Origin of the sequence: Streptomyces achromogenes (assembly GCF_030816715.1) — a bacterium.
Taxonomy (GTDB): Bacteria; Actinomycetota; Actinomycetes; order Streptomycetales; family Streptomycetaceae; genus Streptomyces; species Streptomyces achromogenes_A.
The window spans coordinates 4,427,688-4,442,730 of sequence record NZ_JAUSYH010000001.1; the positions used below are offsets into that span (position 1 = coordinate 4,427,688).

Genomic DNA, 15,043 nt, shown 5'->3' on the forward strand with positions numbered 1-15,043 from the left:
GTCAGCTCCTCGCGGCCAGGGAGGTCGCCGGCAGCAGGCTGGCGAGGCCCTCTTCTACGCAGGTCATGAGCTCGGCGATCTCGGCGCGGCTGTATGTCAGGGAGGGCACGAGCTGGATGCCGGAGGGACCGGGGTGGACGAGGGCGCCCGCGTGCCGGATCCGGGTGATGAGGTCGGCGACGTCCGTTCCGGTCAGGGCGCGGCCGTCGGGGTGTGTCAGGTGCAGGGTGCGGAAGCAGCCGACGCCGGTGGCGTGCCTGGCGAGCGGGTGCCGCTCGACCAGTTCCGCCAGCCCCTGCTGGAGCCAGGAGGCGACGTCTCGGCCCGCGTTCACCGCGTCGAGGCGCTCCATCTCGGCGATCGTGGCGCTGATCGCGGCGCAGGCGATCGCGGTCGCGCCCTGGGTCTCGGCGTGGGCGAACACCGTGTCGTGCTCGACGAGGGCCCGGGTCACCCGGTGGGACATCACCAGGGCGGCGGCGGGGCAGGCCCCGTTGGTCAGGCCCTTGGACGTGACGAGCACGTCGGGCAGGCCGGGCCAGCTCTCGGAGGCGAAGTAGCTTCCGGTGCGGCCGAAGCCGGTGGCGACCTCGTCGGCGACCAGGAGGAAGCCGTACTCGTCGCGCAGACGGCCCAGTTCGGCCACGAACGACTCGTCGAGCGGGACGGTGCCGGTGCCGACGACGGGTTCCACCACGACGGCGGCGACCTGGCCGCCGAGGGCGGTCATCAGCCGGCCCAGCTCGGCCGTGTCGTTCGGGGTGACGTGGCGGATCAGCCGCTGGTCCACTCCGTAGACCCGCTGCCCGAGGTCCTCCCCGGTCAGGGCGAAGCCGCCGAAGGTCAGTCCGTGGAAGCTGCCCCGCAGGGCGACCACGAGGTTCCGTCCGGGCCTGCCCTGTACGGCGTGGTGGATCCGCGCCAGTTTCATGACCGCGTCGTTGGCGACGCCGCCGCCGGTGGAGAAGAGCACCCGGGCGTAGTGGTCGGGCCCGCAGACCCGCAGCAGGTCCTCGGCGGCGCGGCGGGCGTAGCTGTTCTCGAAGCGGAAGGCCCCGAGGTAGGAGGCGTGCGCGGCGGCTTCGGCGACGGCCTCGGCGATCGCCGCGTTGCCGTAGCCGAGGTTCACGTTCCAGAGCCCGCTGTCGGCGTCGAGGGCGGTGCTGCCGTCCGCGAAGGTGACGCGGTGTCCGGCCGCGCCGACGGCGCAGAGGCTGTCGTCGCCGTGGCTGGAGGGCGGTATGAGGTAGGGCCAGAGCGCGGTCATCGGGAGGCTTCCGTGGTCAGGAGTGTCACGCGGTGACGCTCGTCGGGCGGCGAGAGGAGCCGGCGGGAGGTGACCGTCAGGCCGGACGCGGCGAGTTCCTCCTCCAGGCGGGGCAGGTCGAGGACGGCCACGCGGTCCGTGCAGACGGTGACGGGGCTGTCGTCCTGCGGCGGGTCGGCGGGGAACAGGGTGACGGTGCGGCTGTCGGCGCCGGCGGGCCAGTGCTCGTACAGCTCGTACACGGTGCCGCCGGCTCCGGTGGCCCGGACGACGGTCTCGTCGGGGCCGTCGGCGTCGCCCCGTTCCAGGACGGTCAGCAGGAACCGGCCGCCTTCGGCCAGGTGTGCCAGGACGCTGCGGTACAGACCCGCGCGGCCGTCCTCGTCCAGGAGCGAGAGCGAGGTGGTGCCGAGCAGGATGTGCGGGAAGGTCCGCCCCAGGTCGAACCGGGACATGTCGCCCTGCACCACGGTGCAGCGGGCCCGCATCGACGCCGGGGCCCGGTCCAGCTGGGTCCTCAGCAGCGCCAGCATGTCGGTGGACAGGTCGAGGGCGGTGACCTCCCGGCCGGTGGCGAGCAGCGGCAGGGTGAACCGTCCCGAGCCGGCCGCGAGGTCGAGCAGGGGGCCGGGCGTCGTCCGCACGGCGGTCAGCAGGGCCCGGGTCTCCGGGTCGTCGTAGGTGGCGAGGTCGTGGTAGAGCGGGGCGCCCAGGGCGTCGTACAGGCCGCAGACGCGGACCCTGTCGCCGAGCTCCGCCGTCCGGCGGGCGGCGAGGACGCCCCCTGCGGTCGTCGTGGCCGCGTTCACCGTCGTGGTTGCCGCGGTCGTCGTGAGGGGCATGGCCGGGGCGCTCATCGGGCGGCCGCCGGGACGCGCACCGGTACGGGCAGCTCCAGGCCGTGCGAGGCGAGCAGGTCGGCCAGTTGGTCCACGTGGTCGGCGGGGACGCGGTCGTCCACCGCTCCGGAGGTGGCGAGCAGGCACTCCAGGGTCCGGGCGGCCCGCCGGTCGACGGCGAACAGCCGGCTGCCGGCCACGACGTAGGAGTCCTCGTCGCCGTACAGCACGATCGGCAGCGAGGGGTCCGCCAGGTCGTCGCCCGCCACGGCGAGTCCGGGTGTCAGCCGGGAGCCGAACCCGGAGACCTTCAGGCCGGTGGCTCCGCGTGCCATGAGGCTGCGCAGCGCGGCGACCGCCGCGAGGTAGCGGGCCAGGAACGGGCGGCTGCGCAGGGCTTCGGCCCGGATCGGCGCCGGCAGTGCCGCGTCCAGCGCGGCGGCGCGGTTCCCGGCCCGGGCGAAGCTCTCGGCGAGGACGTCGAGGCTGTCCTCGACCGTGCCGAGCACCGCTCCCGTGGGGCTGGTGGACACCTGCCCGTTCCGGTCGGCGTACAGGCGCAGGGCCGGTCCGTCCGCCGGGTCGTCAGCACCGCTCAGGGCGGCCGGGTCGGCCAGCAGCACCGAGGAGGTGAGGAGGAACTCGGGGAAGACGCCTTCGGTGAGCGCCCGGTCGGCGTCGGCGAGGAAGACCTCGAAGTCGTTGTGGTCGAAGACGCGGACGACGGTCGGTCCGAAGACGGTCATGAAGGGGCTGGCGGCGTAGGCGTGGGTCTGCAGGAAGAAGTCCTGGCCGTTGGAGAACTCGTCGCCGGGCTCCGTGAGGCTGCCCTGGTAGCCGACCGCGGGGGCGAGGTCGCGGGTGCCGTCGTCCGGTGCCAGGAGAAGGGTGCGGGGGCCGACGAGTCCGGCGGCCGTGACGGCGGGAAGGTGCGCCGCGTCGGCCAGGACGAGCGTGCCGACGCCTGCGCCGGGGGGCCCGGCGAGCGGGGAGGCGGTGGCCCAGGAGATGAGGTGCTGCTTCAGACGCCCACGTTCAGTCATGTCCATGCCAGGTGATCCTTTACTGGTCTGCTTCCCCCTCTGCCTTGGGGCAGCAGGGAATCGGGTGCGGCGCGGGGGTGCCGGTCACGACGCGACCGGCCGACGGCGACAGCCGGCGACGAGCACTTGTCGACGCACGGTCGGCCGGGACGGCCGACGGCGAACGGTCGGCGGCCTGCGCAGCCGACGGCGAACGGTCGGTCAGTGCGGCGCCGCGACGGACCGCAGGATCGCCGACAGGTCCGCGAGCGACTCCTGGGCGCCGAAGAGCTTGCACACGGCGGTGGTGTTCAGGACGATCTCGTCCACTCCCACGTCTTCGTAGACCCGAAGCGCCTTGACCACCTGCGGCAGATCACCGCCCGCGAACGCACCGGTCTCCACGACACCGCGCGCCACGTCCTCGAGCCGCCCGGAGCCCACGTCGACTCCCGCCCGGCCGAGCATGTCGAGGTAGTGCGGGGCCTGCATGTGCGCCGCGTTGCCGGCCAGCGCCAGCCGCGCGGGCCCGGCCCCCTCCCGCCCCTCCTTCTCCAGTCCCGTCGGGACCATGGCGACGATCCGGGGCAGTGACGTCCGCCCCGCGCGTTCGGCGCCCTCGGCCACCGCGGGCAGGATGACGTCCCGCAGATATCCGGGCGGCGTCAGCCACGTGATCACCACGTCGGCCACCTCGCCCGCCAGCCGGGCCATCGCCGGCCGCAGCACTCCCAGACCCACGTCGACCCGGGGCGCCGCGACGGGGGCCAGCTGTCCCCGGAAGGTCAGGTGCGGACCGTCCATGACGACCGTCTCGCCGTCGAGCAGACGGCGCACCGCCGTCACGTACTGCCGTGCCACCTGGAGCGGTTTCTCGTACGGGGCTCCGAGGATGTTCTCCTGGAAGGCCGTCGATCCCGGCCCGAAGCCCGCGATCACCGGTTCCCCGGTGGCCAGCGCCACCGACCGCGCCTGCAGAGCGGCCTCGTACGGGTGGCGCAGAGGCATCAGCGTGACGCCGAAGCCGGTCGGGACCCGGAACCCGGCCCCGGCCAGACCGGTGAAGGTCTGATGAGGCTCCATCACCATGGCCTGTCCCTGCCAGAGGCGGGTCGCCCCGGTCCACCGGACGAGTCCGGCGAAGGGGAGGGCCTGCTCCAGGCGGCGGGGGACGCAGGGGAGGAGCACGGAGTAGTCGGTCATGGCTTCGGGTTCTCCTCGGTCGTCGGGTCGGGCCGGCCTCGGCCGCGGACTACTGCCAGTCGTTGTTGTTCTTCGGCAGCGTCACTCCGTCGGGCAGCAGACCGCCGAGGACGTGGAGCAACCCGAGGGGGCCGAACCCGGCGGCGTGCGCCGTCCCGTTCCCGGTCCCGTTCGCCGTCCCGTTCCCGGTCCCGTGCGCCGCCACGGTCTCCGTCGCCGTCCGGCTCTGCGCCGGCTGTTCGGCGGCGGCGGCCGTTCCCTGGCCGGCCAGGGCGATCGTCACCGCGGTCAGCAGACCGGCGACGACGTGTCCACGACGACGGGACGACAGCGCGCTGCGGGACGTGGAACGGTTCACAGGATGTCTCCTCGGATGGTCGATGCGGCGTTGGTTCGTTCTGCGGTGTTCGTGCTTCCTTGCGAGAACGACTCTGCCGTCTGGCGGGGGCCGCCACGAGGCCATCTGCGCGCAGCTTGCTGCACCCGCGGATTCCTCAAGCTGCAGCGGCTCCCCCGCCCCACCGGGCTCACCCCGGCCCGAGTCCGCATCGGATGCGCAACCAGGGGACGTATGACGTCAATCCGTCGTTGACAGTCGAGTACGGGCGTCTCAGGATTCCAGGGACCGCGGTGTGATCGATCATCAACAGGGGGAAAAACATGGGCAATCTGCTCGCGTTCCTAGGCGTGAACGACGAAGAGGAGCGGTTGTACCGCGCTCTGCTGCGTCGTGACTCGTCCGCGTCCGGGTCCGAGGAGTCCGGTCGGGACGAGCCCACGTCGTCCGAGCAGTCGGCCCTGGACGGCCTGGTGGCGCTGGGGCTCGCCACCCGGAACACCCACGGCGCGATACGCCCGGTCCCGCCGCCCCGGGCCGTGGACACCCTGATCGACGGCCGCCTGCGCCGACTGCGGGAGGACCTGGAGAGCGAGGCCGCCCGGCACTCGGTCATCGAGTCCCTGTTCCGGGAGCGACTGACCGCCGCTCCGTCGCCCCGCGCGGACACGGACGACCACAGCCGGATGATCACTCAGCTGCACGGGATCGAGGCGGTCCGGGAGGCCATCGACGAGCTGACCTTCTTCGCCCGGACCGAGGACCTGACCACGGAGCCGACCGGCCGCCTCACCGAGGAGTCGATCGCCGTGTCACACCCGATCAACATGCGGCTGCTGCGCCGTGGCGTGCGCATGCGCATGATCATGGGGTCGGCGATCCTGCAGCACGACACCACCCTCACCTACATGCGTGACCTGGTCTCGCACGGGGCCGAGGTGCGGATCTCCCACCACCCGATCGAGCGCGTGATCATCGTCGACCGGTCGGCCGCGCTGACCCCCATCGACCCGGCCCACACCTCGGTGGGAGCGCTGCTCGTGCGCGAGCCCGGCCTGGTGGCCACCCTGGTCACACTCTTCGAGCGCATGTGGGCGGCCGCGGAGGAACTCCCCGGTGAGGACACGGACCTGCCGTCGGACATCGAACGCGAGATCCTCGTCATGCTCAGAGAAGCCGACAAGGACGAGACGGCGGCGCGCCGCCTCGGCGTGTCCGTGCGCACCTACCGCAAGCATCTGGCGGTCATCATGCGCCGTCTCGGCGCCGCGAACCGGGTGGAGGCGGCGCTCATCGCCCTCGAAAAGGGCTGGCTGAACTGACCCGAGGTCCCCAGCGCGCGAGAGCGCCCGGCTGCCGAGGCCCGTGGACCGGCACCCCGTTCACCGGTCCGCGGTCTCCGGCCGGGCCGCGTCCGCCCCTCAGCCCAGCCGGGTGAGCGCCTCGGTCGCGATGTCCTCGAAGACGGCCTGGTCCGCGGCGAAGTCGGAGTCCGCGATCGGCCAGTGGACCACGATCTCGGTGAAGCCGAGCTCGCGGTGGCGCCCCGCGAAGTCGACGAAGGCCTCCACGGACTCCAGCGGCCGGCTCCGGTCCGGCGTGAACCCGGTCAGCAGGATCCTCTCCAGCTCCGCCCCGTCCCGCCCGGCGTCGGCACACGCCTTGGCGAGCTTGTCGAGCTGGCCGCGCAGGGCCGCATCCGACTGCTCCGGGGTTCCCGCCTCGTACAGCTTGGGGTCGCCGGTCGTCACCCACGCCTGCCCGTACCGGGCCGCCAGCTTCAACCCGCGCGGCCCGGTCGCGGCCACCGCGAAGGGGAGCCGGGGCCGCTGGACGCAGCCGGGGATGTTGCGGGCCTCCTCGGCGGAGTAGTGCGTGCCCCGGTCGCTCACCGCGTCCTCGGTGAGCAGACGGTCGAGCAGCGGAACGAACTCACCGAAGCGGTCCGCGCGTTCCCGCGGCGTCCATGCCTCCCGGCCCAGCACCTCGGCGTCGAAGCCGTTGCCGCCCGCGCCGATGCCCAGTGTGACCCGGCCGCCCGAGATGTCGTCGAGCGAGATCAGCTCCTTGGCGAGGGTCACCGGGTGGCGGAAGTTCGGTGACGTCACCAGCGTGCCCAGACGCAGGCGGTCCGTGGCCGTGGCGGCGGCGGTGAGGGTGGGCAGGGCCCCGAACCAGGGGCCGTCCCGGAAGGACCGCCAGGACAGGTGGTCGTAGGTGTACGCGGCGTGGAAGCCGAGCTCCTCGGCGCGCCGCCACTTGGCCCGGCCCCCCTCGTGCCAGCGGTCGACGGGCAGGATCACGGTACTCAGCCGCAGGTTCATGCCCCCGAGCCTACGTCGGGTCCGAAAGTGCCTCCCCCCACCCCCGAAACCCCACGGCCACGCACCGGGCCGACCGGAACAGCACGACAGCGCACGCCGGCAGGGCCCCGCAGCGCCACGGCCCCACGCCCGGCAGGGCCACCAGAAGGTCACCGCAGCACGCCGGCAGGGCCCCGGGGCAGCACGGCCCCACACCCGGCAGCGCCACCGCAACGGCAGGGCCGCCCACCCGGCAGGGCCACCGGCCACCGCGGCACGCCCGGCAGGGTCCCGCAACGGCACGGCCCTACGCCCGGTCGAAACCCGGGAGCGCCAACAGCCGCCCGGCCACGGAACGGCAGGGCCGCCCACCCGGCAGGGCCCCGCAGCGCCACGGCCCCACGCCCGATCACAGCCCCGGAGCGCCAATGGCCGCGCACCCGGCCGAGCCACCGGAGGGTCACCGCGGCACGCCCGGCAGGGCCTCGGAGCGACCGCGCGGCCCCCGGCATCGGGCCGACCAGGCCGCGGCGGTCCCGCTGGTGTGCGGACCCTCGCACGGTCGTGCGGGGCGACTGCGGGAGAATGGCCCGGTGACCTCAGCGACCCGACAGCCCGAGACCCCGGCCGCCGCCCTCCCGCCGCGGCTCATCGCCACCGATCTCGACGGCACACTGCTGCGCGACGACCAGTCCGTGTCCCCGCGCACGGTGGCCGCCCTCGCCGCGGCCGAGGAGGCGGGCATCGAGGTCTTCTTCGTCACCGGCCGCCCGGCCCGCTGGATGGACGTCGTCAGCGACCACGTCCACGGGCACGGCCTCGCCATCTGCGGCAACGGCGCCGCCGTGGTCGACCTGCACGGCGGCCCCGGCGCCCACCGCTTCGTCAAGGTGCGCGAACTGGCACGGGAGAACGCGCTGGACGCGGTCCGGCTGCTGCGCGAGGCCGCGCCCGGGACCATGTACGCCGTCGAGCAGACGTACGGCTTCTACCAGGAGCCGGAGTATCCCAAGATGCACATGGAGATCCCCGACCACCTCGCTCCGGCCGAGCAGCTGCTCGCCCCGGACGCGCCGGGGGCCGGTGAGCCGGTGCTGAAGATCCTCGCGTTCCACCCCACGATCGACCCCGACGCCTTCCTCACCGCCGCCCGGCTGGCCATCGGCGACCGTGCCAACGTCACCCGCTCCAGCCCCAGCGCCCTGCTGGAGATCAGCGGCCCCGAGGTCTCCAAGGCCAGCACGCTCGCCCTGTGCTGCGCGGAGCGCGGCATTTCCCACGAGGAGGTCGTCGCGTTCGGGGACATGCCGAACGACGTCGAGATGCTCACCTGGGCCGGCCGGTCGTACGCGATGGGCAACGCCCACCCGGACGTGCTCGCGGCCGCCTCGGGACACACCGTCGCCAACAACGAGGACGGGGTCGCCGTCGTCATCGAGCGGCTCCTCGCCGAGCGGAGCTAGCCCGGCCCGGCGAGCAGCCGCCTCGGTCGGCGCGGAAGGCTCGGCCGGCGCGATCGGCCCGGACGGCTCGACCGACTCGACCGGCTCGGTCACTCGCGGACGCGGCTCCCCTCCCGGGCAGCCCGTGCGCCGCCGACCGCCGTCCCGATGACCGTCCCGACGGACCGTCCCGACAGCCGTGCCGCTCGCCGTCCCGACGGCCATGGCCGTCGCCGTGCGGTACGCCCGTGCCGACGGCGGCTGTGGCCGGACGGGCCGTCCGGCCACGGACGTCCGCTCACGGTGCCGCAGCCAGGAGCTCCGCGGCTTCCTCCCGCTCGGTCATGCGGCGCAGCGGGCCCGCCACGGCGGTCAGCTCCGCGTACCGGCCGCGCTGCACCACCCGGCCCCCGTCCAGGACGACCACCTCGTCCACCGCCTCGAGGCCGGCCAGCCGATGGGTGACGATCAGGGTCGTGCGGCCCTCGGTGGCGGCCAGCAGGTCGTGGGTGAGCGCGTCGGCGGTCGGCAGGTCCAGATGCTCGGCGGGCTCGTCGAGCACCAGGACCGGGAAGTCGGCGAGCAGTGCCCGGGCCAGCGCCAGCCGCTGCCGTTGGCCGCCGGACAGCCGGGCCCCGTGCTCGCCCACCAGGGTGTCGAGCCCGTCGGGCAGACCGTCGGCCCACTCCAGCAGCCGGGCCCGCGCCAGCGCGTCCCTCAGCTCCGCCTCGCTCGCCTCCTTCCGCGCCAGCAGCAGGTTCTCGCGGACCGAGCTGTCGAAGAGGTGCGCGTCCTGGGCGCACAGCCCGACGAACCGGCGCACGTCGTCGCCGTCCAGTGAGCGCGCGTCCACCCCGGCCAGCGTGTACGAGCCGGCGCCTGGGTCCAGGAACCGCAGCAGCACCTGCGCGAGCGTGGTCTTGCCGGAGCCTGAGACGCCCACGACGGCGATCCTGCGCCCCCGTGTCAGCGTGAGGTCGACGCCGTTGAGCGCGTCCCGGTCCTGCCCGGCGTGGCGGGCCGCCAGCCCCTGGACCACGAGCGGGAACGGCGACGCGGGCGTCTCGACGGGCCGCGCGGGTTCACGCACCGGTTCGGGGGAGTCCAGCACCTCGAACACCCGCTCCGCGCTCCGGCGCACCCGCTGGCGGTACCGCACGGCCGCGGGCAGTCCGAGCACGGCCTCGAAGGCGGCCAGCGGGGTCAGGACCACCACCGCCATGATCACACCGGCCAGCCGCCCGTCCGCGACCGCCCGGGCCCCCACGAGTGCCGCGGCCGTCACGGTGAGCCCGGACACCAGCGCGGTCAGTCCGTCGCCGAGCGCGGTGGCGGTCGCGGTGCGTGAGGCGATCCGGGTGAGCACGGAGTCCGCCACGCGCACCCCGGCGATACGGGAGGGCAGGGCGCCCGCCACGGTCAGCTCGGCCGTGCCCGTGAGCAGGTCGGCCGTGCGGGCGGCGAGCGTGCCCCGGGCAGGGGCCAGCCGGCGCTCCGCGCGGCGCGCCACCGCGCCGGTGACCAGCGGGACCCCCACCCCGGCCGCCAGCAGCCCGGCGGCGAGGACGGCCCCGGCCTCCGGCAGCAGCCACGCCGTGAAGGCGACGGACCCCGTCGACACGACGACGGCGGCGCCGACGGGCAGCAGCCAGCGCAGCCAGTAGTCCTGGAGGGCGTCCACGTCGGCGACGAGTCGCGACAGCAGGTCGCCGCGGCGCGTCGTGCGCAGCCCGGCGGGCGCCAGCCGCTCCAGCCGCCTGTAGACGGCCACCCGGGTGTCGGCCAGCATCCGCAGCACGGCGTCGTGCGACACGAGCCGCTCGGCGTACCGGAAGACCGCCCGCCCGATACCGAAGGCGCGGGTCGCCGTCACGGCCACCATCAGGTACAGCACGGGCGGCTGCTGCGAAGCCCGTGAGATGAGCCAGCCGGACGTGGCCATGAGGCCCACCGCGCTGCCGAGAGCCAGGCTGCCCAGCAGCAGCGCGAGGGCGAGCCGCCCGCGCCTCGCCCCGGCCATGGCACGAACCCGGGCGAGGACGCCGCCGCCGTTCCCGCCGCCGCTCCTGCCGCAGTTCCCGCCATCGCTCCCGTCGCCGTTCCCGCCGCAGTTCCCGTCGCGGTGCGTCCCGAGCGGACCCGGGACGGCCGCGACCGCCGTCTCCGCCGAAGGGGCTTGATCGTCCGCGAGGGCGGTCTTCAGGGAATGGCGCGCCACCTCCCCGGCCGCCGCGTCCGGCCCGGCTCCGGGGCCGGCCTCGGTCTCGGTCTCGGCTGTGATGTCGGCCCCGCCTCCGGCCGGCTCCAGCCGCACCACACGGTCCGCCACCGCGAGCAGCGCGGGCCGGTGCACGACCAGCAGCACCGTCCGGTCGGCCGCCAGCCGCCGCACGGCCGCCACGACCTCCGCCTCGGTCTCCCCGTCGAGCGCCGCTGTCGGCTCGTCCAGCAACAGCACAGGTCGGTCCGCGAGGAACGCCCGGGCCAGCGCGAGCCGCTGCCGCTGCCCGGCGGACAGCCCGGCGCCGTCCTCACCGAGCACGGTGCCGGCCCCCGCGGGCAGGGCGTCGACGAACTCCCGCGCCCCCGCGTCCGCCAGCGCCCGCTGCACGTCCGCGTCGTCGGCACCGGGACGCGCCAGCCGGACGTTCTCGGCGATCGTCCCTGCGAAAAGGTGCGGGCGCTGGGGCACCCAGGCGATCCGCGACCGCCACTGCTCCAGGTCGGCCTCTGCCAGGTCGACTCCCCCGGCGAGTACGCGGCCCTCGGCCGGCCGCACGAAACCTAGCAGCGTGTTCAGCAGGGTCGACTTGCCCGCGCCGCTCGGACCGACGAGCGCGACGGTCTCACCGGGCCGGACGGTGAAGGACGCGTGCGAGACGGCGTCGGTGGTCCGCCCGGGGTAGCGGACGCTCACCTCCTCGAAGGCCAGGCCGCCTCCGGTCACCGCGCCCGTGCCCGCCGCCGGCACCGCCGTCTCCAGTACCTCGAAGATCTCCTCGGCGGCCGCGAGGCCCTCGGCCGCCGCGTGGTACTGCGCTCCGACCTGCCGCAGCGGGAGATACGCCTCGGGGGCGAGCACGAGGATCACCAGCCCGACGTACAGGTCCATCTCACCGTGCACGAGCCGCATGCCGATCGTCACGGCGACCAGGGCCACGGAGAGCGTCGACAGCAACTCCAGCGCGAACGACGAGATGAAGGCGATCCGCAGCGTCCGCATGGTCGCCTGCCGGTACTCACCGGTGATGCGGCGGATCGACTCGGCCTGTGCCTTGGCCCGCCCGAACACCTTCAGCGTGGGCAGGCCGGCGACGACGTCCAGGAAATGTCCCGACAGTCGGGACAGCAGCCGCCACTGCCGGTCCATCCGCGACTGCGTGGCCCAGCCGATCAGCATCATGAAGACCGGGATCAGCGGCAGGGTCCCGACGATGATCGCGGCGGACACCCAGTCCTCGGTCACGATCCGCGCGAGCACCGCGACCGGCACGACCACCGCGAGACCCAACTGCGGCAGATAGCGCGAGAAGTAGTCGTCGAGAGCGTCCACGCCACGCGTGGCGAGGGCGACCAAGGACCCCGTGCGCTGCCCGGTGAGCCAGCCGGGTCCCAAGGCGGTGGCCCGCTCCAGCAGCCGACCTCGCAGCTCGGACTTCACGGCGGCGCTGGCGCGGTGCGCGGCGAGTTCGGTGAGCCAGGCGACCAGCGCACGGCCTGCCGCCACCGCCACCAACAGCACCAGCGGGGTGCGCAGTTCGGCGACCGCCATACCGTGCTGGAAGGCGCCGACCACCGCCTCGGCAATCAGCATCGCCTGCGCGATGACCAGCGCCGCCCCGACAGCGCCCAAGACGACGACCGCCACCAGGAAGAGGCGGGTGGCCCGGGCGTATCGCAGGAGACGCGGGTCGATCGGTTTCACGTGAAACACCCTCTCCTCGACGGATGCGTTTCACGTGAAACACACCCTCAGTCCTCGGACTCAGTGCACCGGCTCGGCGAGGTGCTGGGTGCCGATCCGCTTGCGGAACACCCAGTACGTCCAGCCCTGGTAGAGCAGGACGAGCGGGGTGGCGACGCCTGCGCACCAGGTCATGATCTTCAGGGTGTACGGACTTGACGAGGCGTTGGTCACCGTCAGGCTCCAGTCCTCGTTGAGCGAGGACGGCATGACGTTCGGGAAGAGCGACAGGAAGAGCATCGCCACGGCGGCCACGATGGTCACGCCGGAGAGGGCGAACGACCAGCCCTCCCGCCCCGCCTGGTTCGCCACGAGGGCCGCGGTCAGCGCGGCGACCGCCACGACGAGGGCTACCAGGCTCTTGGCGTCACCGCTGTCGATCTGCGTCCAGGCCAGGAAGACCAGCGCGAGGACGGCGGTCACCACTCCGACCTTCGACGCCAGCTTCCGGGCCCGCTCCCGGATGTCGCCCACCGTCTTGAGGGCGGTGAACACCGCCCCGTGGAAGGTGAACAGCGTCAGCGTCACCAGCCCGCCGAGCAGCGCGTACGGGTTGAGCAGGTCCCAGAAGCCGCCCACGTACTCGAAGTTCCGGTCGATCTTGACGCCTCCCACGATGTTGCCGAAGGCAACACCCCACAGGAACGCCGGGAGGAGCGAGGTCCAGAAGATCGCGGTCTCCCAGTTGCGCTGCCAGTTCTCCTCGGGCCGCTTGGCCCGGTACTCGAAGGCGACACCGCGCACGATCAGGCAGACCAGGATGAGCAGCAGGGGCAGGTAGAAGCCGGAGAAGAGCGTGGCGTACCACTCGGGAAAGGCGGCGAACGTCGCGCCGCCCGCCGTCAGCAGCCACACCTCGTTGCCGTCCCAGACCGGCCCGATGGTGTTGATGAGCACCCTCCGCTCGGGCCGGTCGCGGGCGAGCAGCCTGGTGAGGATCCCGACCCCGAAGTCGAAGCCCTCCAGGAAGAAGTAGCCGGTCCACAGGACGGCGATGAGGACGAACCAGACGTCGTGCAGTTCCATGACTGTGCAGCTCCCTCGGCCTAGTAGGAGAAGGCCATCGGCTTGTCGGCGTCCTGGGGGTCGCCGCCGATCTTCGTGGGCGGGTTGAGGTCGGCCTCGGTGAGCTCGGGCGGGCCGGCCTTCACGTACTTGGCCAGCAGCTTGACCTCGACGACGGCGAGGACGGCGTACAGCGCGGTGAAGACGGTCATCGAGAGGAGGACCTCGCCCTGGGAGACTCCGGGGGAGACCGCGTCCCGGGTCTGCAGGACGCCGTAGACCACCCAGGGCTGGCGTCCCATCTCGGTGAAGATCCAGCCCCAGGAGTTGGCGATCAGCGGGAAGCCCAGGGTCCAGATCGCCACCAGCCAGTAGAGCCTGGTGAGCTTGGGGCCGAGCGCCTTCTTCCGGAACAGCACCACGTGCGGCACCTCGTCCTCGCCGACCCTCAGGTGCTGCGGCAGCAGGAACTTGCGGCGGGTGAGCCAGAGCCCGGCCAGCCCGATGGTGAAGGAGGCCATGCCGAAGCCGATCATCCAGCGGAAGCCCCAGTAGGCGACGGGGATGTTGGGCCGGTAGTCGCCGGGCCCGAACTTCTCCTGCTCGGCCTTGTTCACGTCGTTGATGCCGGGGACGTACGAGCTGAAGTCGTCGTTCGCGAGGAAGGACAGCAGACCCGGGATCTCGACGGCGACCGTGTTGTGGCCCTTCTCGACGTCGCCGTAGGCGAAGACGGAGAAGGGAGCGGGCGCCTCGCCGTCCCACAGTGCCTCGGCAGCCGCCATCTTCATCGGCTGCTGCTTGAACATCACCTTGCCGAGGACGTCGCCGCTGACCGCCGTGAGCAGACCGGCGATGACCACGGTGACCAGGCCCAGCCGCAGCGAGGTCTTCATCACCGGGATGTGCTTCCTGCGGTACAGGTGGAAGGCGGCGATGCCGACCATGAACGCGCCACCGGTGAGGAAGGCCGCGGACAGCGTGTGAAAGACCTGGGCGAGCGCGGTGTTCTGGGTGAGCACGGCCCAGAAGTCGGTCAGCTCGGCCCGGCCCTTCTTCTCGTTGATCCGGTAGCCCACGGGGTGCTGCATCCACGAGTTGGCCGCGAGGATGAAGTAGGCCGACAGGATCGTGCCGATCGAGACCATCCAGATGCAGGCCAGGTGGATCTTCTTCGGCAGCTTGTCCCAGCCGAAGATCCACAGACCGATGAAGGTGGACTCGAAGAAGAAGGCGATCAGGGCCTCGAAGGCGAGCGGGGCGCCGAAGACGTCGCCGACGAAGCGCGAGTAGTCGGACCAGTTCATGCCGAACTGGAACTCCTGCACGATGCCGGTGACGACGCCCATCGCTATGTTGATCAGGAAGAGTTTGCCCCAGAACTTCGTCGCCCTGAGGTACTTCTCGTTCTCCGTGCGCACCCACGCGGTCTGCAGTCCGGCGGTCAGGGCCGCCAGGGAGATCGTCAGGGGGACGAAGAGGAAGTGGTAGACGGTGGTGATGCCGAACTGCCAGCGCGCCAGGGTCTCCGGCGCCAAAGCCAGGTCCACGTCGCCGCTCCTTACTCACGCTTGTGAATGCGTTCACATTCACAAGCCATTATGCCGCACGGACTTTCGACATGAGAAGGGGGGTCCCCGCCCTGTCGCGGAAACCCCCCA

11 protein-coding genes are annotated in these 15,043 nt (G+C 72.8%); 2 read left to right on the forward strand and 9 right to left on the reverse strand.

The features are described from left to right. Position 1 precedes the first annotated feature (1 nt). From mpaD to QF032_RS19890, 5 genes are all read right to left on the reverse strand, one after another. Positions 2–1,267 carry a daptide-type RiPP biosynthesis aminotransferase gene (gene mpaD, locus QF032_RS19870; RefSeq protein ID WP_307056876.1) on the reverse strand — a complete coding sequence of 422 codons (1,266 nt, stop codon included), beginning with the start codon at positions 1,265–1,267 and terminating at the stop codon, positions 2–4. Next, the gene (gene mpaM / locus QF032_RS19875; protein WP_307056877.1) at positions 1,264–2,109 is read right to left on the reverse strand and encodes a daptide-type RiPP biosynthesis methyltransferase; all 846 of its coding nucleotides are present in this window, start codon (positions 2,107–2,109) and stop codon (positions 1,264–1,266) included. The genes mpaD and mpaM overlap by 4 nt, the downstream gene beginning before the upstream one ends. An 11-nt stretch (positions 2,110–2,120) precedes the next feature. Beyond that, positions 2,121–3,155: a daptide biosynthesis RiPP recognition protein gene (gene mpaB, locus QF032_RS19880; protein WP_307056879.1), complete on the reverse strand. Its 1,035-nt coding sequence runs from the start codon at positions 3,153–3,155 to the stop codon at positions 2,121–2,123. Between the two features lie 195 nt (positions 3,156–3,350). Further along, the gene (locus tag QF032_RS19885; RefSeq protein ID WP_307044431.1) at positions 3,351–4,331 is read right to left on the reverse strand and encodes an LLM class flavin-dependent oxidoreductase; all 981 of its coding nucleotides are present in this window, start codon (positions 4,329–4,331) and stop codon (positions 3,351–3,353) included. Positions 4,332–4,380: 49 nt separating this feature from the next. Continuing rightward, positions 4,381–4,689 (reverse strand): hypothetical protein, encoded by a 309-nt coding sequence (locus QF032_RS19890; protein ID WP_307056882.1) that lies wholly within the window; start codon positions 4,687–4,689, stop codon positions 4,381–4,383. 302 nt (positions 4,690–4,991) lie between these two features. Here QF032_RS19890 and QF032_RS19895 point away from each other — a divergent pair, with 302 nt between their 5' ends. After that, a complete protein-coding gene (locus QF032_RS19895) occupies positions 4,992–5,990 on the forward strand; it encodes a helix-turn-helix transcriptional regulator (protein WP_307044435.1) in 999 nt (332 codons plus the stop codon). 99 nt (positions 5,991–6,089) lie between these two features. Here the strand turns inward: QF032_RS19895 and QF032_RS19900 are convergent, their stop codons facing one another. Then, entirely contained in the window at positions 6,090–6,992 is a 903-nt protein-coding gene (locus QF032_RS19900) for an LLM class flavin-dependent oxidoreductase (RefSeq protein ID WP_307044437.1), read from the reverse strand. A gap of 572 nt (positions 6,993–7,564) precedes the next feature. Here QF032_RS19900 and QF032_RS19905 point away from each other — a divergent pair. Further along, entirely contained in the window at positions 7,565–8,434 is an 870-nt protein-coding gene (locus tag QF032_RS19905; protein WP_306950437.1) for a Cof-type HAD-IIB family hydrolase, read from the forward strand. 277 nt (positions 8,435–8,711) lie between these two features. Here QF032_RS19905 and cydD read toward each other — a convergent pair whose 3' ends face one another. From cydD to QF032_RS19920, 3 genes are read right to left on the reverse strand one after another with little or no spacing between them, the layout of a single operon-like run. Beyond that, positions 8,712–12,338, reverse strand: a complete 3,627-nt coding sequence (cydD, locus tag QF032_RS19910; protein ID WP_307056883.1) for a thiol reductant ABC exporter subunit CydD — start codon at positions 12,336–12,338, stop codon at positions 8,712–8,714. A gap of 60 nt (positions 12,339–12,398) precedes the next feature. Beyond that, complete coding sequence (gene cydB, locus QF032_RS19915; RefSeq protein WP_306950439.1) at positions 12,399–13,403, reverse strand: cytochrome d ubiquinol oxidase subunit II; 1,005 nt, start codon at positions 13,401–13,403, stop codon at positions 12,399–12,401. Between the two features lie 20 nt (positions 13,404–13,423). After that, positions 13,424–14,932: a cytochrome ubiquinol oxidase subunit I gene (locus QF032_RS19920; RefSeq protein WP_307044441.1), complete on the reverse strand. Its 1,509-nt coding sequence runs from the start codon at positions 14,930–14,932 to the stop codon at positions 13,424–13,426. Between the last annotated feature and the right edge of the window lie 111 nt (positions 14,933–15,043).